Raw genomic sequence first — 22,243 nt, 5'->3', positions numbered from 1 at the left:
CCGGCGGTCATGACCGGCCCGCGGAGCCGGCACAGGATCAGGGCCACGCTCATGACCGGCCCGCCCTTCGCAGCCGGGACAGGTACTGGTTGGCGATCATCGAGACCAGGATGGCCAGGCCCAGGATCAGGAAGATCGTGTTGGCGCTGTAACCGATCAGGTTGAAGCCGTTCTGCAGTTCGGCCAGCACCAGCGCGCCCAGCAGCGCCCCGACGATGGTGCCGGAGCCGCCGGCCAGCGCGGTCCCGCCGATGACGGCGGCCGAGATGGCCGCGAACGTCAGTGTGGTGCCGCCGCCGATGTTCGGGTCGATCGTGTTGATCCGGGCGGCCTCCATGATGCCGGCCAGCCCGCCCAGCGCGCTCGTGATCATGAAGTTGCCGATCTTGATGCGGGAGGCCCGGATGCCGGCCTCGGTGGCGCCGACCGGGTTGCCGCCGACCGAGATCGTGTGCAGACCCCATCGCGTACGGGTGAGGATGACGTGGAAGACGGTGACGATCAGCACGGCCCAGGTGATGCTGGCCCACGGCCCGGCCCCGAGCCACGTCTGGAAGCGCCCCTTGGCCGGTTCGGGAATCGGCACCGGATAGGCGTGCGAGGTCATCAGCAGCAGGCCCTGGACGGCGAAGAACGTGCCCAGCGTGACCACGAACGACGGCACCCTCAGCTGGGTGACGATGAACCCGTTGACCAGCCCGATGAACGCCGACAGGGCCAGCGCCAGTACGAACGCGGGCAGCACCGGCACGCTGTAGTAGTCGATCGCGAAGTGCAGCAGGAACGGCGCGAACGCGGCCACGATGCCGACCGACAGGTCGATCTCGCCGCTGACCAGCAGCAGCACGATGCCGACGGCGACGATCGCGGTGGGCGCCGTCGCCTGGGCGATGTTGACGAGGTTGTCGCGGCTGAGGAAGACGTCGCTGGCCGCCCTGAAGTAGAACATCAACCCCAGGGCGACCAGCAGCACGCTCGCCTCGCGCCGGCGGACGAAGCCGTCGAGCAGGGCCCGGCCGACGACCGGGAGCCCTCGCGCGGGGGCGGCGGTCTCACTCATGCGCGATCGGCCCCGACTTGGGCACGAGAACCTTGTCGGTCGTCGAGCCCTCGTACCGCGTCTTGGTGTTCTGATAGGGCGCCACGTTGTCCTTCGTGACGAACAGCAGGCCGGTGTTGGTCTCGCTGGGCGCCAGCAGCCCGCCCGAGAGTTTGTAGAAGTAGAGGAACAGCACCGGCAGGAAGCCCTGCATGTACGGCTGCTGGTCGATCGTGTAGTCGAGACTGCCCTCCTGGATGCCGGTCAGCGACTCCGGGATCAGGTCGAAACCGCCGGCCACCTTGAGGTTCTTGGATCGCATGTTGTACTTCTTGGCGACCTGCCCGACCGAGGCGGTCGAGCCCGCGTCCACGGCGAGCATCCCGCTCAGGTTCGCGTGGCCCAGCGCGTACGCATCGATGATCGACAACCCCTTGGTGACGTCCGCGTTGGTGGCCACCGGCGTGAACGTGATCTGTTTGCCGGAGTCCTTGAATGCCTGCTGGGCGCCGTCGATGCGGGGCTGGATGTTGAGCGCGCCCGGGGTGGCGATGAAGCCGGCCACCTCGCCCGAATCGACCGTCTGCAGGGCCCGCTGGCCCAGCGCGTAGCCGGACTCGTACAGGCCCTGCCCGATGTAGGCCAGCCGGTTGGTGCCGGTGTCGCCGCGGGCGCCGTCGGCGTTGTACGACACCACCGGGATGCCGGCGTCGAGGGCCTGGTCGACCGGGGCCCGGAAGGCGTCCTTGTCGACCACGGCCACGGCCAGGCCGTCGACCTTGGCGCTGATCGCGGTGTTGAGCGCGTTCACCATCTCGCCCACGATCGAGTTCTGCGAGCCGGTCCACTGTGGCTTCTCCAGGCCGAGCAGGGTGGCCGCGTCCTCCATCCCGTACTGCGTGGGGGTGAAGAAGGGGTTGGTGGTGACGTGGTTGACGAAGGTGAACTTCCACTTCGGGGTGGACGGGAAGTTGCCGAACGTGTCGGACGCGGCCGCCTCCTTGTCGCTGCACGCGCTGAGCAGGGCTCCGGCGGCGAGCGACGCGCTGAACAACCCCGTTCCGCGCAGCAGCCGGCGGCGCGTGACGGCGTTGAGGTCCAGTGTGGAGACCGCCTCCTCCACTTTCGGATGAATATCGGTCATATCGCACCTCACTGGCCGGCGCCGACAGCCAACGGGGCCGGTCGGCGCCGAACTCTGGTAGACGGCGAAAAGAGCTAGTCAGTGCCGAACTGATAGATGGTGGTGGAGCGCAGAACCTGCCCCGGCCGGAGCACGGTCGTGGGGAAGTTCGCGTGGTTGGGCGAGTCCGGGAAGTGCTGTGTCTCCAGGGCCAGCCCGTCACCCTGGCGGTAGGAGTTGCCGCCGGTGCCGTACAGGGTGCCGTCGAGGAAGTTGCCGCCGTAGAACTGGATCCCGGGCTCGGTGGTACGGATCGTCAGGGTGCGCCCGCTGGCCGGGTCGGACACCCGGGCCGCCACCGCGAGGCCGGAGCCGCGACGGTCGAGCACCCAGTTGTGGTCGTAACCGCGCCCGTACACGATCTGCTGGAAGGCGCTGCGGTTGCGCGCGCCGATCGCCGTGGGCTTACGGAAGTCCATCGGCGTGCCGGCCACCGGGTCGAGCTTGCCGGTCGGGATCAGGGTCGCGTCCACCGGCGTGTACCGCGAGGCCTTGAGCTGCAGTTTGTGGTCGTCGATGGTGCCGGTGCCCTCGCCGCCCAGGTTCCAGTAGGCGTGGTTGGTGAGGTTGACGACGGTCGCCTTGTCGGTGGTGGCGTGGTAGTCGATCCGGATGCCGCGGTCACCGGTGATCGTGTACGTGACCGTGGTGCGCAGCGTGCCCGGGTAGTTCTCCTCGCCGTTGGGGCTGACATAGGTCAGGCGCAGCCCGACAGCGCCGCCGCCGGTGACCGGGGTGGCGCTCCAGACCCGCTTGTCGAAGCCGACGTTGCCGCCGTGCAGGCTGTTCGGGTCGTTGTTGATCGCCAACTGGTAGGTCGTGCCGTCCAGGGTGAACTTGCCCTTGGCGATGCGGTTGCCGTAACGGCCGATCAGCGCGCCGAAGTAGGCCGGGTTCTTGGACGTGACGTAGCCGTCGAGGTTCTTGAATCCGAGGGTGACGTTGGCCAGTTTGCCGTGCCGGTCGGGCGTCTCGACGGTCTGGATGATTCCGCCGTACGTCAGGATCCGTACGCGGAACTTGCCGTTGGTCAGGGTGTAGCGGTCGACGGCTTTACCGCCGACGCTGCCGAACGGTTCCTTGGTGATGCTGGGCTTGGCCCCCGCCTGCGACGACGACGCTCCGGCCAGGCCGAGGCCGAGACCGAGCAGCAGGACGACTCCGGCGCGCAGGAGCGTTCGCGGGGTCGGACGGGAGGTTCGGTGTGAAGTTTGCATGTCGCCTCGTCTCCTGGAACAGGACGCCACACCGCCGTGGTGCGGCGGAATGAGCCTGCGCCGACACCGGAGAGGACGGTCGGGCGTCGGCCCAGACGAGACCGGCTCGGGGAAGGAGCACGGTCCGGACAACGAGTTCGATCCGGACCGTAAGCATGCTGATAGACCGCGGCCAATCCTCCGATCGACCAGCCCTCGTCACCGAATGGTGAACGTGAACACCTGCCAGCTGGAAGGGATCATCGGGGGCCGCGGGCGAACGTGAACAGGCTAGGGGCGCAGGGCCTCCAACGCGGGGCGGTCCCAGTCGGCGAGGTCGGCCGCGGCCAGGTAGGTCGAGCGCAGGAACTCCAGCAGGGCCGATTCCGGATCGGGCGAGGACGCCACGGTCTCGTACGGCAGCAGGCACTCGCGCAGAGACTGGTCGTAGTAGGCGGCGTTGCGTTCGGCGTAGCCCTCCGGCTCCGGATAGGCGTACGCGTAGAAGGCGCCCTCCTCGCCCCCGCCGGGCCAGAAACCGAAGCTCGCCAGCTCGTGCGAGTAGCCCTCGGCCATCACCTCGGGCGGGCAGTTGGGCGCGCCGCCGGGATGCGGTGGCGCGAGGCGGCCCGAGAAGCGGGTGTAGGCCAGGTCCATCGCGCCCCAGAAGAAGTGGACGGGACTCGCCTTGCCGACGAATTCGGTGCGGAAGCGCTCGAACACCCGCTGGGCCTGCAGCAGCTGTTTCCAGAACCGCTGCGCGGCCTCACCGTCGTACGAGCAATGGGTCTTGTCCTCGGCGAACGGGATGGCCGTCTCGACCTCGTTGGGCACGGCGTGGATACGCGGTTCGAGGCCGAGCGAGGACAGGGCCTCCAGCAGCTCGCCGTAGAAGGTGGCGACCGGCTTGGGTTCGAGCGTGACCTCGCGGCTGCGGCCGTCGCTGACGCGCACCCGCAGCACGTGGTCGATGAAGTCGAACTCGATGTCGAAGGCGCCTTGCCCGTACGGGACGGCCGACGTGCTCAGCCCGCGCGGGCCCGGATAGAGCGTGACGTGCCACCAGTGGTTCACCGGCGGGGCGTACGCCATCCGGACCTTTCCCACGATCTGCGTCCACATGTGCAGCGTGTCGCGCGTGTCGGTCCAGTCGGAAACCCGCAGCCGGGGCCAGGAAGAGTCGGTCACCGCTCAAGAGTGCCAGGCGTGGCGACAGGATGACCCCGCTCCAGGGCGGCGCCCTCGACGTCGACGTCGGGCAGCAGCCGGTCGAGCCAGCGCGGGATCCACCACGCCGACCGGCCGAGCAGGTGCATGACGGCGGGGATGAGCAACATCCGTACGAGGAAAGCGTCGGCCAGCACACCGAAGGCCAGGCCGAAGCCGAGCGACCGGATGATCGCCGTGTTGGAGAAGATGAAACCGCCGAACACCGCGATCATGATGATGGCGGCGGCGGTCACGACCGTACGGCCGGCGCGCACCCCCTGCCGCACGGCGAGCCGGGCCGGGGCGCCGTGTGCGTACGCCTCCCGCATGCCCGAGACCAGGAACAACTGGTAGTCCATGGCCAGCCCGAACAGGATGCCGATCAGGATGGTGGGCAGGAAGCTGAGCACGGGGTTGGGGTCGTGCACGCCGAACACGGCCCCGAGCCAGCCCCACTGGAAGATCGCGGTGAGCCCGCCGAACGTGGCGAACAGCGACAGGATGAACCCGAGCGTCGCGGTCAGCGGCACCAGGATCGACCGGAACACGAAGATCAGGATGATCAGCGACAGGCCCAGCACGAGCCCGAGATAGCCGGGCAACGCGTCGGCCAGCTGCTCCGAGATGTCGATGTTGCCGCTGGCGCTGCCGGCCACACCCAGACGCACATCGGTCGGCAGGGGAGAAAGATCCCGCAGGTCCCGTACGAGTTGTTCGGTCGAACCGCTGGAGGGCCCGTCCTCGCCGATCACCTGGAACGCGAAGATCGTCTTGTCGTCGGACTGCCCGATCGGGGCCAGCGCCGTCACCCCGTCCACGGCGAGCAGCGCGTCGGCGATGCGGACCTGCTCGGCCACGGCGTCGGCGGGCTCGGTCAGCGGCCGCGGCACGTCGGCCACCACCAGCAGCGGGCCGTTGACGCCGGCGCCGAACTTCTCCTCGATCAGCTTGTAGGACCGGTACTGGGTGGAGCTCTCGGCCTCGGAACTGCCGTCGGGCAGGCCCAGCCGCATCGACAGCGCGGGCACGGCGATGACCAGCAGGACGGCCAGGCAGCCGAGCACGGTCAGCACCGCCCGGCCGGTGCTCATCGGCGTGTTCACCAGGTGGTGCCGGCCGGCCCGGCGGCGGGCGCGGCGGCTCAGGATCCGCTCCCCCAGCAGCGACAGCAGGGCCGGGGTGAAGGTCACGGCGAGCAGCACCGAGACGGCCACGCAGATCGCGCCGACCGTGCCCATCATGCCGAGGAAGCCGATGCCGGTGACGTTGAGGGCGAGCAGCGCGACCAGCACGGTCGAGCCGGCGAACACGACCGCGTTGCCCGAGGTGCCGTTGGCGAGCCCGATCGACTCGTGCATCTCGACGCCGTCGAGCAGCTGGCGGCGGTGCCGGTTGAGGATGAACAGGCAGTAGTCGATGCCGACGGCCAGGCCCAGCATGACGCCGAGGACCGGGGTGATCGACAGCATCTCGACCGCGCCGCTCAGGGCCAGCGACGCGCTCACGCCGATCCCGACGCCGGCCAGCGCGGTGACGATCGGCAGGGCGGCGGCGACGATCGTGCCCAGCATGATCATCAGGGTGATGGCGGCGATGACCACGCCGGCCACCTCCCCCACGCCCAGGATCTCGGGCACACCCTGGGTGATGTCGTTGGAGAACTCGGCCTCGACGCCGTCCGGCACGTTGTCGCCGACGTGCTCGACGACGCTCTCCTTGGTCTCCGGGGTGACGTCGAGCCGCGGGTCCGAGAAGATCACCTGCGCGATGGCGGTGGTGTTGTCGGCCGACACCGTACGGATCCCGGCCGACAGGTCGAGCAGCCGCTGCGACTGGTCGAGGGTCGCCGCCTGCGCCTCCAGCTGAGGCCGGGCCAGTTCGCGCTGCTCGGGCGGCAGCTGCTGCTCGGCCTGCTCCAGCTGCCGGCGGCCGTCCTCGATCTTCTTGGCCTGCTCGGCCAGTTGGTCGCCGGTGGTGAACGGGTTGGTCGTGGCCGCCACCCCGTCGAGCTCGGCCGTGGTGCCGAGAAGTTCCCCGATTTCCGTACGCTGCGTGGCCGTGAACGCCGTGCCATCGGTGTTATGGAACACGATCGCGCCGTTGCCGCCGCTCGCGCTGGGCAGCTTCTCGGCCAGTTTCTCCGTCACCTCCTCGGTCGCCGTGCCCGGGATGGTCACCTGCGACGAGAGGGCGCCGCCGAAGGCGAGGTAGGCGGTGACGGACAGCGCCAGCACGACGATCCAGGTGATCACCGTGGTCCAGGCGCGGCGGGCGCAGAGGCGTCCCAGGCGGTACAGCAGCTCGGCCATGAGGGGTACTCCGGTCGGGTTCGGGGGCGTTCAGTAACCGGTACGGATGTTGTCGATCAAGCGGTCGAGCAGATCGCGCCACAGTTCGCGGGCGGCGTCGTCGGTCGCCGCGCCGGTGGCCGCGATCCACCGGTGGGCGATCACCTCGGTGCCGTGCATCAGCGAGCTGACCAGCAGCTCGGCCTCCAGAGGGTCGCGGTCGGCGTTGCGGTCGGCCAGCTCCCGGGCGAGGTCGGCCGTCGTACGGGAAAAGGTCGCCTGAAAGATCTGCTGGGGTCGCGGATCGTCGGCGCCGAAGCCGCCCAGGGCCCGCCAGAGGAACGCGATGGTGCTCGGCACGTCGGTCGCGCGCAGGGCCGAGGCCACGGTCGCGAACATGGCGGCCCGGCTTCCGGTCCCGGCCGGGACCGCGCTGACCTGGGCCCGGAAGCTGTCGATGACCACGCCGAGCACTTCGGTGCACGCGGTCGTGACGACGTCGTCGATCGAGGCGAAGTGGTTGAAGATCGTCCGCCGGGACACGTCGGCCCGCTCGGCCAGCTGGTCGACGCTGAACCGCACCGCGCCACCGTCGTCGATGAGCGTCTTGGCCGCGTCGAGGATGGCCCGCCGGTGCCGCGCCTTCAGAGCCGCCCGCCGATCGATCACCACAATTCTTACACTAAATGCACCGTTGCACCGCGTGCAAATTGCCCCCTCCCGGGTGACCGGTTGTGCATTCCGCCTGTCCTCGGTGGACCGCGGCGGTAGCGTTCTTCCGCCTGTCGGGCGGTGGACGGCGGCGGTCGCGTTCTTCCGCCTGTCGGACGATGGCCGGCGGTCACGTTCTTCCGCCTATCGGGCGATGGACGCGCGACCAGGGATTGCGCTCGGGTGGGCGGCGGGCGTTACGTGAAGGGCGCTACACGGCGGGGAGGTCGACCAGAGGGCAGCGATGGTGAAGACGGAGATCGACCGGAATCTCGACACCGGGATCACGACGGTACGCCTGGAGGGGGCGCTGTCGTTGTCGTCGGTACCCGATGTCGGCACCACCATCGCCAAGGTCGCCGCCGAATGCCCGTCGGCCGTGGTGGTCGACCTCTCGCGGTTCAGCCACGAGACGGACTCGCTGCTGAGCGTGTTCGCCACCATGACGCACGACGCCCAGCTGCACTGGGGAGTGCCCGTGCTGCTCTGCGAGGCGACCCCCGGCGTACGGCACGGCCTCGACGTCTTTCGCACCTATGTGGCCCTCTATGAGGACGCGTCCCAGGCGGAGCTCGCCGTGAACGCCAACGTGCCGCGCTGGGTCTGCCTGCATCTGCGGCCCGAACCCCGCAGCGCCGCCGCGGCCCGCAACGTGACCGGCGACGCCTGCCTGACCTGGGGGCTGATGCACCTGCACGGCCCGGCCCGCCTGGTCGCGAACGAGCTGGCGGCCAACGCGATCGTGCACACCGGGGACGCCTTCGACCTGACCGTCGTCCACACGGGCCGCTATCTGCGGATCGGGGTGCAGGACAGCAGCCCGGCCATGCCCCGGGTGCCCGAGGAGCCGCCGGCGACGAGCACCCTCATGCGGCCGGGGTCGGGGCGCGGCCTGCGCATCGTCGCCGCCGCGGCCACCCACTGGGGCGCCACTCTCCTGCCGGTCGGCAAGGTCGTCTGGGCCCTCCTGCGCTCGGACGAGAGCTAGCTCACCCCACCCTGACAGTTGTTGCTACAACTCTTTGCGCATGCGATAGTTGTAGCTACAACAAACGGGAGAGGATAGCCATGAGCATCGGTCCGGTGCGGCTCAACCACGCCGTACTCTTCGTCGCCGACCTTGGACGCGCCGAGCGGTTCTACACCGAGGTGTTCGGCATGGCCGTCGCCGCCCGCGAGCCGCGCGCCAACGCCGTGTTCCTGCGCCTGCCCCGCTCGGGCAACCACCACGACCTCGGCCTGTTCGGTGTCGGCCCGTCCGCCCCGCCCAAGCAGCGCGGCGGCATCGGCCTCTACCACCTGGCCTGGCAGGTCGACACCATCGACGAGCTCGAGCAGGCCCGCAAGCTGCTGGCCGAGGCGGGCGCCTACAGCGGCGAGTCCAGCCACGGCGCGACCAAGAGCGTCTACGGCGCCGACCCCGACGGCAACGAGTTCGAGATCATGTGGATGCTGCCGCGCGCGGAGTGGGGCGAGTACGAGGACTCGGCCCCGGTCGACCGTCTCGACCTGGCGGCCGAGGTCGCGAAGTGGAGCGGCGTCAGCACGGCCGGGTCGCTGTGACCGCGCCCGTCGTCGCCTTCGCCGGCTCCGACGACCCGGCCGCGCCACTCGTCGTGCTGCTGCACGGCCGCGGCTCCAGCGAACGCGACATTCTTCCGCTGAGCGATCACCTTCCGGCCGGTTTCTCGTACGCGGCGGTCCGCGCCCCGATCGGCGAGGGCGGGGGCTTCGCCTGGTTCGCCAACCGCGGGATCGGCCGCCCGGTGGCCTCCTCGCTGCGGCAGACCATGGACTGGTTCCGCGCGTGGCTCGACCCGGTCGCCGCCGCACGCCCGGTCCTGCTGGCCGGTTTCAGCGGCGGCGCCGCCTTCGCCGGTGGGCTGCTGCTCGACGAGCCGTCCCGCTACGCCGGGGCCGCCATCCTCTACGGCACCCTCCCGTTCGACGCCGGCGTGCCGGTCGAGAAGGGCCGGCTCTCCGGCGTACGGGTCCTGGTGGCCCAGGGTGAGCAGGACACGGTGATCCCGCGCGAGCTGCTCGACCGCACCTGGAGCTACCTGCGCGAGGAGTCCGGGGCCGAGGTGACCGCGCGGCGTGACCCGGGCGGCCACGGCCTCACCACGGCCACCGTGACCGCCCTCGGGGACTGGATCAGCGGGTCAGCAGCACCTTGAGCGCACCCGAACGGGCCGGGTCGGCGAAGACGTCGTACGCGTGCATGAACTCGTCGAGCCCGAACCGGTGCGTGATCATGTGGCCGAGGTCGAACTGGCCGGCGATCAGCATCTCCAGCAGCCGCGGCGTCGAGAACGTGTCGACCAGGCCGGTGGTCAGCGTGATGTCGCGGATCCACAGGTCTTCCAGGTGCAGGGTGGCCGGGTGGCCGTGGACGCCGATGTTCGCGATCCGCCCGCCCGGCCGCGCGAGCGTGGTGCACAACTCGAACGTCTCCGGGGTGCCGACCGCCTCGATCACCACGTGCGCGCCGAGGCCACCGGTCATCTCCCGGACGGTCGCGAGCACGTCCTGGGCGCCGGCCAGGATCGTGGTGTCGGCGCCGAGCACCTTCGCGGCCTGCAGGCGGCTCTCGGCCTTGTCGACCACGACGATGTGTGCGGGCGAGTAGAGCCGCGCGGTCACCACGGCCGCCAGCCCGATCGGGCCCGCGCCCACGATGACGACGGTGTCGCCCGGGCGCACCTGCCCGTTGAGGACCCCGACCTCGTACGCGGTGGGCAGAATGTCGGCGACCAGCACGGCCGACTCGTCACTCACGCGTTCCGGCAGCTTGTAGGTCGACAGATCCGCGTACGGGATCCGCGCGTGCTCGGACTGCACCCCGTCGACCAGGTGGCCGAGGATCCATCCCCCGCCGCCCAGACATTGCCCGTACGTGCCCTGCCGGCAGTATTCGCAGATGCCGCAGGCCGAGATGCACGAGGCGAGCACCCGGTCGCCGGCCGCCAGGCCCGACACGCCGCTGCCGGTCTCGACGACGGTGCCGACCGCCTCGTGGCCGAGCACCCGCCCGCGGTCGACGGTCGGCACGTCCCCGCCGAGGATGTGCAGGTCGGTGCCGCAGATGGTGACCGCGTCGACCCGGATGATGGCGTCCCGCGGATCACGCACCTCGGGGTCGGGCACATCCGTCCAGGAACGCTCCCCCGGCCCGCCGTAGACAAGTCCCTTCATGGCTGCCTCCTCTCCGGCTTCACTGTCACCCGCTTCGTCCGAGGCCGGGGTCTCAGCGTGAGACGCCCGGGTGGGTGCGGCTCTACCAGGCAGCTTTGTGTCAGCCGGCCTACCGTTGACGGCGTGCTGGGTGACTTTCTGCGCCGCCGCCGCGCTGCCGTGCGGCCCTCCGAGGTGGGCCTGCCCGACCACGGCGACCGGCGAGTGCCCGGCCTGCGCCGCGAGGAGGTGGCGCAGCTGGCCGGGGTGAGCGTCGACTATTACGTACGCCTGGAGCAGGGCCGCGAACGCAACCCGTCGGCCCAGGTGGCCGAGACCCTGGCGGTGGCCCTGCGCCTGGACGACGACGGCCGGACGCACCTGTTCCGGCTGGCCGGTCTGGCTCCGACGGCCCGGGCCGCGTACGGGAAGGACCGTGTCGACCCGGCCCTGGTGCAGCTGCTGCAGGCGTGGCCCGCAACGCCGGCGCTCGTCTACAACCGTGCGTACGACATCCTGGCCGCCAACTCCCTAGGCGCGGCACTGTTCGCCGGCCTGCCACAGAACCTGATGCTGGCCGTCTTCACCGACCCCCGCGCCCGCGACTTCTACGCCGACTGGCCCACGGTGGCGGCCAACGCGGTCGCGGGTTTCCGCATGCAGCTGGGCGAGGCCCCGGCCCATCCCCGCATCCGGGCCGTGCTGCAGGAGTTGCTGGAGCGCAGCCCCGACTTCGCGGCCCTGTGGCAGCAACACGACGCCCGAGGCAAGACGATCGACGTCAAGACCTTCCACCACCCGTCGGTGGGCACGCTGACGTTGCGGGTGCAGACCTTCTCCGTACGCGGCGCCGACGGCCAGGAGCTGGCGGTCTATTCCCCCGAGCCCGCGTCCCCCAGCGCCGACGCCGTGACCTTGCTCGCCCTGTCCGATCAGGCGGTCGGCTGAGTCAGCGGCCGTCCAGGAAGCGGGCCACCGCGGCGGACCAGGCGGCCCGGGCCTCGTCGTTCTGTTCGGGGGTCTGCAGGCCCATCTGGGCGGCCACCAGCGAAGCGGTCCCGTTGGGCTTGGGCTCGCTCGTGACGACGATCTGCGAGCCGTCCCCCGCCTTGGCCCGCCACGTGATGCGGCGGTCCGTGCCGCTCACCTTCGGGGCGTCGGCCAGCAGGCCGGTAACGAACGTGTCGGCGGAAGCGAACGCCGTCCACGCGGACATCAGCTCGCGCATCGGCAGCTTCGTGGACTTGCTGACGCTCATCTGGAACGTGCCGTCGGGGCGCTGGCCGGGGATGCGGCGGCCGATGTACTGCTCATAGGCGACCGTCACCGCCTGGGTCCACCAGCCCAGCGAGTCGATGCCGGTGGGCTCCAGCTCGTAGTAGACCTTCAGCGCGATCGCCTTGTGGTCGAGGTCGGCGGCGCCGATGCTGTCCATGAACGCCAGCCACTCGTCCCACGTGCGGTTCGTGGCTTTGTCGACCGGCTTGATGCGCGCGTTGGCCGCCATAGCCGGTCAGCCTAGCGTTTCCACGTGAGCCATTGACGCTTCACGATGTGCGCCTACGGTGCCAGGTATGAGACGAGCCCTCTTCGCCGCGGTGTGTGCGCTTGTGGTTCTGGCGCCGGGTGCCGCGTACGCCGGTGAACGTCACGGTGTGCGGCCGCTCGCGCAGGCCCACGCCCACAACGACTACGAGCATGAACGTCCCCTCGCCGACGCGCTGTCGCACGGCTTCACCAGCGTCGAGGCCGACATCTATCTGGTCGGCGGGGAGCTGCTGGTGGCCCACGACCCCGAGGATGTCGTGCCGGGCCGCACCCTGCAGAGCCTCTACCTCGACCCGCTCGCGCGGCGGGTGCGCGCCAACCACGGCCGGGTCTACCGGGGCAGCGACATCTCCCTGCAGCTGCTCGTCGACATCAAGAACACCGGCGCCGCCACCTACACGGAACTCGACCGGGTTCTCCGGCGATACAAGAGCTTCCTTTCCACGTACGGGCGGGGAAAGGTCTTCGAGAATGCGGTGACCGTGGTGGTCAGCGGTGACCGGCCGCGTGAGCTGATGGCCGCGCAGAGCCGGCGGTACGCGTTCTACGACGGTCGCGCCTCGGACCTGAACACCGGTGCGCCCGCCTCGTTCATCCCGCTGATCAGCGACAACTGGACGAACCTGTTCACCTGGCAGGGGGTCGGCCCGATGCCGGCCGCCGAGCGTACGAAGCTGCGCGCCTTTGTCCACGACGCGCACGCGAACGGGCAGCGGGTGCGTTTCTGGGCGACCCCGGACGTGGCCGGCCCGGCCCGTGACGCGGTCTGGCGCGAACTGATCAACGCGGACGTCGACCACATCAACACCGACGACCTGGCGGGCCTGGAAGCGTTCCTCCGGGCCCGCCCGCACAGCCGAGCCGCCGCGTAATCAGTCGCGGTAACGCCCGCTCAGGACGCCCAGCACCTCGTCGTAGCGGCCCTCGGCCACCGCGTCGCGCTGCCAGCGCACGCGTTCGACGAGGATCTGCTGGGCGTCCGGCTGCTTCTCGAGCAGGCCGACCGTCTCGTCGAGGTAGTCGTCCAGGGGCATGGCGATCGGCGAGTTCTCCTGGTTCATCAGCGACGTGCGCACGGCCGGCGGCACCAGTTCGATGACCTGCACACTGCTGCCGGCCAGTTGCACGCGCAGGCTCTCGGTGAAGGAGTGCACGGCCGCCTTGGTCGCGTTGTAGGTCGGCGTCAGCGGCAACGGCACGTACGCCAGCCCGGAGGTCACCGTGATCACGGTGGCCGACGGCCGGGCCAGCAGGGCGGGTAGGAATGCCGCGATCAGCCGGATCGGGCCGAGCAGGTTGGTTTCCACGGTGGCCTCGGCGGTGGCCAGGAAACCGGGGTCGCGCAGGTCTTCGGGCCGCATGATGCCGGCCATGGTGATCAGCGCGTCGAGTGACGGATACCGCGCGAGGACGGAGGCCGCGGCCGCTTCGATCGACGCCGGGTCGGTGGTGTCGATCTCGACCGTACCCAGGCCGGGGTGTTCCTCGGCGAGGCGGGCGAGCACGTCGGTGCGGCGGCCGCCGACGATGACGGTGTTGCCCTTGTCGCGCAGACGCAGCGCCAGGCCGAGCCCGATGCCCGAGGTGGCGCCGGGGATGAAGACGGTGTTTCCGGTGATGTTCACGATGCTCCTCAGGAGGGGCCGACTACGGACAGGAACGAAAGTTTTTCGGCGGCGCCCGAACCGGGGCTGGGCCGGAAGATGACCAGGCGGTGGCCGGTGGCGGGGCTGAGTACGACGTCGCACTGCAGGTCGAGCACGCCGGCCCGCGGGTGCAGCATCCGTTTGCGCGCCGACACGAGCGGGGCGACCTGGTGCTCCCGCCACAGGTCGCGGAACTCGGCGCTGCGCCGCAGCAGATCCGAGACCATGCCCTTCCCGTACGGGTCGTCGGGTGGCCGCCGGGCCAGACCGGCTCGCAGGTCGGCCGCGTAGGCCCGGCCGATCGCGGCATGCTCGGCCGGGTCGTTGAGCTCGCGCGACGCCGGGTCGGCGAACCACGCCCAGGTCGCGTTGGACGCATAGCCGGGCAACCCGGTCAGCCGTCCCAGCAACCCGGCCGCGCCCCGGTTCTGCGCGACGATGGTGAGCAGCTCGTCGACGACCTGGGCCGGGGTCTCGCCCAGCGCGTCGAGCAGGAACAGCACGGCCGGGTCGACGTGGGCGTGCACCGAGGTGCGCGGCGGCGGTTCGTGCCCGGCCAGCCGGAACAGGTAGTCGCGTTCGTCCTCGGTGAGCCGCAGCGCCCGGGCCAGCGCGGCCAGCAGACCGGCCGACAGTCCGGTGGCGCGGCCCTGTTCGAGCCGGGCGTAGTAGTCGGGCGAGATCGACACGAGCAGCGCGATCTCCTCGCGGCGCAGCCCGGGGGTGCGTCGTTTCGGGCCGGGCGCGAACCCGACGTCTTCGGGCAGCAGCAGCTCACGCCGGTGCCGCAGGAACTCCCCGAGGGATGTCATCGGGATACCTCCAGGCGCAGGATCCGGTCGTCGCCGGGCCGCGGGTCGGTGCCGCCCCAGGTGGCGCGGTCGGTGTTCGAGGTGACCAGCCACAGGCTGCCGTCCGGGGCGGCCTCGACGGTGCGGATGCGCCCGTAGTCACCCGCGAAGTGCGCGACGGCCTCCCCGGTGACCGCGCCCGCCTCGACCGGCAGTTGCCACAGACGCTGCCCGCCGAGGGCGCCGATCCACAGCGAGCCGGCCGCGTAGGCCATCCCGGAGGGGGACGCGTCGTCGGGGTGCACGGTCCAGATCGGGGCCTCGCCGGTGCTGCCCTCGACCCCTTCGGTCTCGGGCCAGCCGTAGTCGGCGCCCGGTTTCAGCACGTTCACCTCGTCCCAGGTGCGGTGACCCAGTTCCGACGCGTACGGCGTGCCGTCCGGCCCGAACGCGATGCCCTGCACGTTGCGGTGGCCCGAGGAGTGGATCGGGTTGCCGCCGGGAGCCGTGCCGTCCGTACGGATCCGCAGGATCTTGCCGTTGAGCGAGGTGTCGTCGGCGGCGTTGGCCGGCTCGAACGCGTCCCCGGTGCCGATCCACAGGTGGTCGTCGGGCCCGATCACGATCCGCCCGCCGTGGTGCCGGTCGGCGGTGGTGATGCCGTCGAGCAGCACCCGCTGACGGGTCAGCGACCGGAAGTCGGGGGCGACGCGCAACGCGACGATCGTGTTCTCGTCCCGGCCCGAGACCGACGCGAACACCGTACGGTCGCGGGCGAAGTCTTTCGAGGCGGCGATGCCGAGCAGGCCGCCCTCGGAGCTCGCGACCACACCCGGCACGACACCCACGGTCTCGGCCGCGCCGCCACCGGCCGGAACCCGCTTGATCGCGCCGGTGACGCGTTCCGAGACGAGCGCCGACCCGTCGGGCAGGAACGTCAGCCCCCACGGCGCGTCGAGCCCGCTCACGATCTCGGTCGGCGCAACCGGAGAGTCCGGCGTTGATGGCGCGGAGCAGGCGCCCAGGGCCAGAACTGCGACGACGCCCCACCAGTGCTTTGCCATGCGGACCAGCCTGCGGCCGCCGCCAAGATCGTGGGTAGACCTGTCAGGTCCCGGCTCAGTAGGGCCTGTCCTGCCGATCACGCGGGAGTGAGACGAGGTCCAGGTGGTGGCTGGCGTCGGCCGCGAAGCGGCCGCATACCGGTGTTGTATGTGGGCGCTTCGCGGACGCCGTCAGGCGCCGCCTGGGCCACGTCGCAGCCCCTCGTGATCGGCAGGACAGGCCCTCGGTGGCGCGGCCGCCGCTGATGTCGTAGACCGCGCCGGTGGAGAAGCTGACCCGCTCCGAGGCGAGCCAGGCGATCAGCTCGGCCACCTCGGCCGCCTGCCCGACCCGCCGCATCGGGATGAGGCTGGTGATGTGCTCGAGGGCGGCCGGGTCGGTGTCGGCGTTCATCGGGGTGGCGATGACGGCCGGGGCGATCGCGTTGACCAGCACCCCGGTCGTGGCCAGTTCCTTGCCGAGCGACTTGGTGAGCGCGATGACCGCCGCCTTGGACGCCGAGTAGGGCGACATGGTCGGGTTGCCGTCCTTGCCGGCGATGCTGGCCAGGTTGACGATGCGGCCCCAGCCGCGCTCGATCATGCCGGGCACCCAGGCCTGGCAGGTGTTGAAGGTGCCGCGGACGTTGACGGCGAACGTGCGGTCCCAGCCCTCGGGCGGGATCTCCCACAGCGGCGCGTTCGGGCCGACGACGCCGGCCGAGTTGACCAGGATGTCGACCGGGCCGACCGAAGCCGCGGCCGCCCGCACCTGGTCGTGGGAAGAGACGTCGGCGTGCAGGTCGGCGCCGTCGGCGAGGTCGAGCGTGACGACTCTGATGCCGTCGGCGCTCAGGCGGGCGGCCGCGGCGGCGCCGAGGCCGCTCATGCCGCCGGTGATCACGGCCGTGCGGGTCATGCCCTATTTGATCGCGACTCCGCACACCACGTCGAGACGCTTGGGGTTGGTTTCGGCCGGGCGCCACAGCGGGGCCGAGGTCACGCCGGGTTCGACCATCGTCAGGCCCTCGAAGAAGCGGGCGAACTGGGCGTGACTCCTCAGGACGTACGGCGGGTTGGCCTGGTCGTTCCAGATCTTCTCGGCCTCGCCGTGCTCGATGCTGTGGGAGCCGTCGAGCGCGATGAACCAGCTGCCCGGGGCGAGAGCGGCCAGGTAGGCCCGGACCATGGTCAGGGCCTCGTCGTCGTCGGTGACGTGGCCCAGCAGGCCCGACATGATCAGCGCGACCGGGCGGCTCAGGTCGAGGGTGTCGGCGGCCGCGGTCAGGACCCGTACGGTGTCGCGGCCGTCGGCGTCGATGTAGGCCGTCGCCCCCTCAGGGCTGCTGGTGAGCAGGGCGCGGGCGTGGGTGAGCACCAGCGGGTCGAAGTCGACGTAGACGATCCGCGCCTCGGGGGCGGCCCGCTGCGCCACCTCGTGCGTGTTGTCGGCCGTGGGCAGGCCCGTGCCAACGTCGAGGAACTGGCGGATGCCCTCGCCGGCGGCCAGCCCGACCGCCCGTACGAGGAAAGCTCGTGACGCCCGCGCGTTGTCGACGATGTCGGGGAAGGCCTCGCGGATCTGGTCACCGACGGCCCGGTCGACGGCGAAGTTGTCCTTGCCGCCGAGCCAGTAGTTCCAGATCCGGGCCGTCTGGGGCTGCTCGTCCATCGCTCTACTATGGACCCACGCGACAACCTGCGGTAGGCGGCGGTATGGTTCCGCTGTGGATCACAGCAGCGCCCCCGCCGGGCTCGACCCGACCGTGCCGCATCCCGCCCGCCGCTACAACTACTGGCTGGGCGGCAAGGACAACTTCGCCGCCGACCGGGCCTCGGGCGACGCGCTGGAGAAGCTGTTCCCCAAGGTCCGCGACGGGGCGCTGGCCAACCGCGCCCAGTTGCAGCGGGCCACCCGGTTCCTGGCCGAGGCGGGCGTGCGCCAGTTCCTCGACATCGGCACCGGGCTGCCCACGGCCGACAACACCCACGAGGTGGCGCAGCGGATCACACCCGACGCGCGGATCGTCTACGTCGACAACGACCCGATGGTCATGGTGCACGCGCAGGCCCTGCTCAACAGCAGTCCCGAGGGCCGCACGGCCTACATCGAGGCCGACCTGCACCACCCGCGCGACATCCTGGAGAACCCGGTTCTGCGCGAGACCCTCGACCTCGACCAGCCGGTCGGGCTGATGCTGATCGCGGTGCTGCACTTCATCCACGGCGACGGCGCGGCCCAGCCGATCGTGCGGGAGCTGCTCGACGCCCTGCCCTCGGGCAGTTTCCTGGTGGCCACCCACGCCACGTCCGACTTCGGCACGCCGGAGCAGCAGGCGCTCTACCGGCAGCTGGTCGAGACGGGCAAGTCCGACGTGTGGACCCGGCCCCGCGACGAGTTCGCGGCCCTGTTCGACGGTCTCGAGCTGCTCGAGCCGGGCATCGTGCCGGCCAGCGAGTGGCGGCCCGAGCCCGGCGCCGAGATCCCCGCGCGCTCCGACATCAACATCTGGACGGCGGTCGGCCGCAAGCCCTGACCCTCACCCCCATCCGCTGCCGTCTTTACCAGGCGGTCGGCCCGTTGTCGTCTTTCACCAGGCGATCGGGCCGTTGTCGTCGTAGTAACCGCCGGTCGGGCCGTCGTCGGGCAGGGTCGCCAGGTGGATCGCGATCTGCGCGCCCTGGGTGGGTGTGCGGTAGCCGCGGAACCCGTTCAGATCGGTCGCCACGAACCCCGGGCACCCCGCGTTGATCAGGATGTTCGTGCCGGCGAGCTCCTTGGCATATTGGATCGTCACCGCGTTCAGGAACGACTTCGACGGCGCGTACGCAGCGGAGATCGGCCCGGTGGCGTCCGTGTTCGCGCTCTGCATCGTCAGCGAGCCGACCGTGCTCGACATGTTCACGATGCGCGGCGCGTCCGAGCGTCGCAGCAGCGGCAGCATGGCGTTGGTGACCCGCACGACCCCGATCACGTTGGTCTCGACCACCGTACGGATGGTGGCCGGGTCGACCAGGGTGGGTTCCTGCGGCATGCCCCCGGTGATGCCGGCGTTGTTGACCAGCACGTCCAGGCCGTTCTTGGTAAGTAGTCCGGCGGCCGCGGCCACACTTTCGTCGTCGGTGACATCGAGAGGGACGCCGAACGCGTCGACGCCGCCGGCGCGCAGCTTCTCGACGGCGGCCTCCCGCTTGTCGTCGTCGCGGGCCCCGACCCCGACCGACCAGCCCAGCGCGCCCAGGCCGGCCGCGATCTCGTACCCGATGCCCTTGTTCGCGCCGGTGACCAGCGCGATCGTCTGATTGCTCATGCGTCGATCGTTCGCCCGGCGGGGGTTCGCGGCCAACACCGTCTGGGTGGGCAGCGATACCTTGGGGGTATGGAAACGCGGGAGCTGCGCTACTTCGTCGCCGTCGCCGAGGAACTGCACTTCGGGCGGGCGGCGCAGCGGCTCGGGATCGCGCAGCCGCCGCTGTCACGGGCGATCAGTCAGCTGGAGCGGCGCCTCGGGGTCGAGCTGTTCCGCCGCACGAGCCGGGAGGTCTCGCTGACCGAGCCGGGGGCGGTGCTGCTGCGGGAGGGGCGGGCGGCTCTCGATGCGGTCGAGGCGGCGGAACGGCGTACGCGAAGGGCCGTCTCCGCCCCCGGTCTGGTGCTGGCGTCGAAGGCGGGCGCGGCCGGGGAGATCCTGGCGAAACTGCTGGACGCGTACGCCGCGGAGCCGGATTCGAGCCCGGTCGAGGTGGTGCTGTGCGGGGTCGGGCAGCAGGAGCAGTTGCTTCGGGACGGGCGGGCGGATGTGGCCCTGTTGCATCTGCCGTTCGATTCCACGTCCGGGTTCGACGTCGAGGAGCTCTCGGTGGAGGGGCAGGTTCTGCTCGTGCACGCCGGCCACCCGCTCAGCGCTCCTTCTTCCGTGCGCATGTCAGATATTTCGGACATAACGCTTCCGCGCTGGCCCTTGACCGATGGAACTTATCCGCCCGGCGCCGGCCCTGAGGTGCATGACCACACCCAGCTGCTGCAACTTGTGGGGTTGGGCCGGGCCGTCGCGATTCTGCCCGAGTCCTGCCGTACGCAGCTCGGCAGCGACATCGCGGTGGTGCCGGTGCTCGACGCTCCCCTGGTGACGACGGTGATCGCGTGGCCGCCGCACAGCCGGTCACGGGCGCTGGCCGGGCTGGTCCTGGCGGCGACCCGTCTCTGACCTCAGGGTCGGTCGGCCTCGGACAGCAGGATCTCGTCCAGCGGTCGCGGTTTCGAGAAGAGAAACCCCTGTCCCGTACGGCATCCCAGGGCCAGCAGTTCGTCGGTCTGCCCGGTCGTCTCGATCCCCTCGGCGATCGTGCGCAGCCGCAGCACCTGCGCCAGCCGGATCACCGCCTCGGCGATCGCCGCCCCGGTCGGCGTGCCGTCGAGCTCGGCCACGAAACTCCGGTCGATCTTGAGGATGTCGACCGGCAGCCGGGTCAGGTAGTGCAGCGACGAATAGCCGGTCCCGAAGTCGTCGACGGCGATCCGGATGCCGTGCGACCGCAGCTCGTGCAGGGTGGCGATGCCGCTCTGCTCGTCCACGATCGCCGACTCGGTCACTTCCAGCACCAGCCGCTGCGCCGCCAGACCGGACCGTCGCACCACCGCCAGCACGTCGTGCACCAGCGAGGGCGTCTGCAGTTGGCGCGGGGAGAGATTCACCGACACGTACGGGGATCCGGGCACCCCGGCCATGTCGGCGCAGGCCCGTTCCAGCACGTACAGCCCGATGTCGTAGATCAGGCCGGTCCGTTCGGCGACCGGGATGAAGTCGAGCGGCGGCACCAGACCCCGCACCGGGTGCCGCCACCGTACGAGGGCCTCGTAACCGGTGGCCAGCCCGGTCTCCAGGTCCACGATCGGCTGGTAGAGCACGACCAGCTCACCCCGCCCGGCCGCGCCCGTGAGGTCGTCGGCCAGCGCGGCGTCCATGGCCCGGCGGTCGACCATCGACGGGTCGTGCCGCATCCACGAGTGCGTGCCCGCCCGCTTGGCCGCGTACATGGCCAGGTCGGCGCGGCGCATCAGCTCCTTCGTGGTGTCGCCGGAACGTCGCTCCGTCAACCCGATCGACGCGTGCACGACCACGGTGTCATCCCCCAGCCGTACGGGATGGGTCGCCAGCTCGGCCAGCACGCGCTGGGCCACCAGTTCGGGCGCCCCATCCCCCAGCAGCAGCACCGCGAACTCGTCGCCGCCGATCCGCGCGCACGTGTCCCGGACCCGCACGACCTCGCGCAGGTGATGGCCGAACTCGGTCAGCACGGCGTCGCCGGCCGCATGCCCGTACGCGTCGTTGATCAGTTTGAAGTCGTCGAGGTCGATCAGCAGCAGCGCCGACGGCTCCCCCCGGCGCGTGGCGAGGGCGATGGCGTCCTCGAGGCCGGTGCGGTTGGCCAGCCCGGTCAGCGGGTCGGCCACCACCAGGTCCCGGGTCTGGCGCAGCGAGACGGTCATGTGCACGACCACCGCCCCCACCATCAGCATCAGGCAGACGACCAGGCCGCCCCACGGGAACATGGCGTCCTCGCGGACGGTCACCGTGATCATCATGGCGGCGCCGGTCAGCAGCGACAGCATCACCAGGCGCTGTGACCAGGCGTGCCGCCGGTGCGACGCCACCCGCTCCCGGCCCTGGGCCCGGGCGGCGACCGGGGACAACGTGAGCAGCAGGCCGGCGCCGACCATGCCCAGCCCGATCAGCCAGATGTCGGCCTGCGTGTCGCTGTGCAGGTCGGTGGCGTTCCAGGCGACGTCGGTGACCATCAGCAGCACCAGCCCGCCGATCATGAAAGTGCTGGGGTGGTTCAGCGGGGGCAGAGCGCCGCTGAGCACCAGCGCGCAGGACGCGGTCAGCACGAGCAGATCGCCGATGACGTAACCCAGGATGCGGGTCAGCTCGGGCCCCTCGAGATGGGTGACGAACGCCTGGTCGATCACGAAATACCAGGCCACCATCGCGCCCGCGGAGACCACGATGACGATCTCGGCCAGGAACGCCCAGCGGCCGCGACCTTGGATCTCGGGCAACCGGAAGGCGAGGGTGGCCGCGGCCAGCAGCACGAACATCAGGCCCCGCAGGCCGATGCCGGCCCAGTAGGTGAAGCCCGGGCCGCCCGCGGTGAACCAGAGCAGGGCGAAGAACGCGGCCACGGCGCTGCTGCGGGCCAGGCCGATGAGCCGCCAGGCCACCGGGTACGGGCTGTCACGGACGGCCCGGAAGCTGAAGAACGCGCCGGCCATGTCGAGCAGCAGCACCGAGGCGAACAGGATGGGGCGGCGCAGAGCCGGCTCGGCCAGCGACAGGGTCTGGGTGGCGGCGACCAGCGACACGAGGATGACGGTCACCCGTGACCTGGTCATTGGGGGCACGTACTACCC

Annotated in this window: 22 protein-coding genes; 7 read left to right on the top strand and 15 right to left on the bottom strand. The window is 70.6% G+C overall.

The annotated features are described in order from the left end of the window. Positions 1 to 49: 49 nt before the first annotated feature. The 6 genes from JIG36_RS10060 to JIG36_RS10035 all read right to left on the bottom strand — a co-directional run bounded on the left by JIG36_RS10060 (position 50) and on the right by JIG36_RS10035 (position 7,587). Positions 50 to 1,060, bottom strand: coding sequence for an ABC transporter permease (locus JIG36_RS10060; protein ID WP_203375745.1), 1,011 nt, complete (start codon positions 1,058 to 1,060; stop codon positions 50 to 52). Continuing rightward, positions 1,053 to 2,183 carry a sugar ABC transporter substrate-binding protein gene (locus JIG36_RS10055; protein ID WP_203375744.1) on the bottom strand — a complete coding sequence of 377 codons (1,131 nt, stop codon included), beginning with the start codon at positions 2,181 to 2,183 and terminating at the stop codon, positions 1,053 to 1,055. The genes JIG36_RS10060 and JIG36_RS10055 overlap by 8 nt, the downstream gene beginning before the upstream one ends. 74 nt (positions 2,184 to 2,257) lie before the next feature. Beyond that, positions 2,258 to 3,439, bottom strand: a complete 1,182-nt coding sequence (locus JIG36_RS10050) for an aldose epimerase family protein (RefSeq protein ID WP_203375743.1) — start codon at positions 3,437 to 3,439, stop codon at positions 2,258 to 2,260. A gap of 270 nt (positions 3,440 to 3,709) precedes the next feature. Further along, complete coding sequence (locus tag JIG36_RS10045) at positions 3,710 to 4,606, bottom strand: DUF5996 family protein (protein ID WP_203375742.1); 897 nt, start codon at positions 4,604 to 4,606, stop codon at positions 3,710 to 3,712. Further along, complete coding sequence (locus JIG36_RS10040; RefSeq protein WP_203375741.1) at positions 4,603 to 6,936, bottom strand: MMPL family transporter; 2,334 nt, start codon at positions 6,934 to 6,936, stop codon at positions 4,603 to 4,605. The genes JIG36_RS10045 and JIG36_RS10040 overlap by 4 nt, the downstream gene beginning before the upstream one ends. Positions 6,937 to 6,966: 30 nt before the next feature. Continuing rightward, entirely contained in the window at positions 6,967 to 7,587 is a 621-nt protein-coding gene (locus tag JIG36_RS10035) for a TetR/AcrR family transcriptional regulator (RefSeq protein ID WP_203375740.1), read from the bottom strand. A 283-nt stretch (positions 7,588 to 7,870) separates the two neighbouring features. Here JIG36_RS10035 and JIG36_RS10030 point away from each other — a divergent pair, with 283 nt between their 5' ends. From JIG36_RS10030 to JIG36_RS10020, 3 genes are all read left to right on the top strand, one after another. Continuing rightward, positions 7,871 to 8,614, top strand: coding sequence for a hypothetical protein (locus tag JIG36_RS10030; RefSeq protein WP_203375739.1), 744 nt, complete (start codon positions 7,871 to 7,873; stop codon positions 8,612 to 8,614). An 80-nt stretch (positions 8,615 to 8,694) separates the two neighbouring features. Further along, positions 8,695 to 9,189, top strand: coding sequence for a VOC family protein (locus JIG36_RS10025; RefSeq protein WP_236046212.1), 495 nt, complete (start codon positions 8,695 to 8,697; stop codon positions 9,187 to 9,189). Next, on the top strand, positions 9,156 to 9,803 hold the full coding sequence (locus JIG36_RS10020; RefSeq protein ID WP_203375738.1) for an alpha/beta hydrolase: 648 nt from the start codon (positions 9,156 to 9,158) through the stop codon (positions 9,801 to 9,803). The genes JIG36_RS10025 and JIG36_RS10020 overlap by 34 nt, the downstream gene beginning before the upstream one ends. On the opposite strand, the gene JIG36_RS10015 is transcribed toward JIG36_RS10020, so the two are convergent. Then, on the bottom strand, positions 9,781 to 10,821 hold the full coding sequence (locus JIG36_RS10015) for a zinc-dependent alcohol dehydrogenase family protein (protein WP_203375737.1): 1,041 nt from the start codon (positions 10,819 to 10,821) through the stop codon (positions 9,781 to 9,783). The genes JIG36_RS10020 and JIG36_RS10015 overlap by 23 nt on opposite strands. A gap of 123 nt (positions 10,822 to 10,944) precedes the next feature. On the opposite strand from JIG36_RS10015, the gene JIG36_RS10010 reads away from it, so the two are divergent. Further along, positions 10,945 to 11,748, top strand: coding sequence for a helix-turn-helix transcriptional regulator (locus JIG36_RS10010; protein WP_203375736.1), 804 nt, complete (start codon positions 10,945 to 10,947; stop codon positions 11,746 to 11,748). 1 nt (position 11,749) lies between these two features. Here the strand turns inward: JIG36_RS10010 and JIG36_RS10005 are convergent, their stop codons facing one another. Beyond that, positions 11,750 to 12,307, bottom strand: a complete 558-nt coding sequence (locus JIG36_RS10005) for a hypothetical protein (protein WP_203375735.1) — start codon at positions 12,305 to 12,307, stop codon at positions 11,750 to 11,752. 67 nt (positions 12,308 to 12,374) lie between these two features. Here JIG36_RS10005 and JIG36_RS10000 point away from each other — a divergent pair, with 67 nt between their 5' ends. Next, positions 12,375 to 13,220, top strand: a complete 846-nt coding sequence (locus JIG36_RS10000; RefSeq protein ID WP_203375734.1) for a phosphatidylinositol-specific phospholipase C/glycerophosphodiester phosphodiesterase family protein — start codon at positions 12,375 to 12,377, stop codon at positions 13,218 to 13,220. Here the strand turns inward: JIG36_RS10000 and JIG36_RS09995 are convergent, their stop codons facing one another. From JIG36_RS09995 to JIG36_RS09975, 5 genes are read right to left on the bottom strand one after another with little or no spacing between them, the layout of a single operon-like run. After that, complete coding sequence (locus JIG36_RS09995) at positions 13,221 to 13,973, bottom strand: SDR family oxidoreductase (RefSeq protein ID WP_203375733.1); 753 nt, start codon at positions 13,971 to 13,973, stop codon at positions 13,221 to 13,223. Between the two features lie 8 nt (positions 13,974 to 13,981). Beyond that, on the bottom strand, positions 13,982 to 14,806 hold the full coding sequence (locus JIG36_RS09990; protein WP_203375732.1) for an MmyB family transcriptional regulator: 825 nt from the start codon (positions 14,804 to 14,806) through the stop codon (positions 13,982 to 13,984). Next, the gene (locus JIG36_RS09985; RefSeq protein WP_203375731.1) at positions 14,803 to 15,849 is read right to left on the bottom strand and encodes a PQQ-dependent sugar dehydrogenase; all 1,047 of its coding nucleotides are present in this window, start codon (positions 15,847 to 15,849) and stop codon (positions 14,803 to 14,805) included. The genes JIG36_RS09990 and JIG36_RS09985 overlap by 4 nt, the downstream gene beginning before the upstream one ends. Before the next feature lie 55 nt (positions 15,850 to 15,904). Further along, complete coding sequence (locus tag JIG36_RS09980; RefSeq protein WP_203375730.1) at positions 15,905 to 16,747, bottom strand: SDR family NAD(P)-dependent oxidoreductase; 843 nt, start codon at positions 16,745 to 16,747, stop codon at positions 15,905 to 15,907. A gap of 3 nt (positions 16,748 to 16,750) precedes the next feature. Continuing rightward, positions 16,751 to 17,500 (bottom strand): SAM-dependent methyltransferase, encoded by a 750-nt coding sequence (locus tag JIG36_RS09975; RefSeq protein WP_203375729.1) that lies wholly within the window; start codon positions 17,498 to 17,500, stop codon positions 16,751 to 16,753. A 55-nt stretch (positions 17,501 to 17,555) separates the two neighbouring features. On the opposite strand from JIG36_RS09975, the gene JIG36_RS09970 reads away from it, so the two are divergent. Then, the gene (locus tag JIG36_RS09970; protein ID WP_203375728.1) at positions 17,556 to 18,365 is read left to right on the top strand and encodes an SAM-dependent methyltransferase; all 810 of its coding nucleotides are present in this window, start codon (positions 17,556 to 17,558) and stop codon (positions 18,363 to 18,365) included. Positions 18,366 to 18,419: 54 nt separating this feature from the next. On the opposite strand, the gene JIG36_RS09965 is transcribed toward JIG36_RS09970, so the two are convergent. Beyond that, the gene (locus JIG36_RS09965; protein WP_203375727.1) at positions 18,420 to 19,139 is read right to left on the bottom strand and encodes an SDR family oxidoreductase; all 720 of its coding nucleotides are present in this window, start codon (positions 19,137 to 19,139) and stop codon (positions 18,420 to 18,422) included. 69 nt (positions 19,140 to 19,208) lie between these two features. Here JIG36_RS09965 and JIG36_RS09960 point away from each other — a divergent pair, with 69 nt between their 5' ends. Further along, positions 19,209 to 20,036 (top strand): LysR family transcriptional regulator, encoded by an 828-nt coding sequence (locus tag JIG36_RS09960; RefSeq protein ID WP_203375726.1) that lies wholly within the window; start codon positions 19,209 to 19,211, stop codon positions 20,034 to 20,036. Positions 20,037 to 20,038: 2 nt separating this feature from the next. Here JIG36_RS09960 and JIG36_RS09955 read toward each other — a convergent pair whose 3' ends face one another. Next, positions 20,039 to 22,225 carry a putative bifunctional diguanylate cyclase/phosphodiesterase gene (locus JIG36_RS09955; protein WP_203375725.1) on the bottom strand — a complete coding sequence of 729 codons (2,187 nt, stop codon included), beginning with the start codon at positions 22,223 to 22,225 and terminating at the stop codon, positions 20,039 to 20,041. Positions 22,226 to 22,243: the final 18 nt, after the last annotated feature.

It is taken from the genome of Paractinoplanes ovalisporus (assembly GCF_016834655.1).
In the GTDB taxonomy this organism is placed as follows: Bacteria; Actinomycetota; Actinomycetes; order Mycobacteriales; family Micromonosporaceae; genus Actinoplanes; species Actinoplanes ovalisporus.
This window is presented reverse-complemented; position numbering and strand designations above follow the sequence as displayed.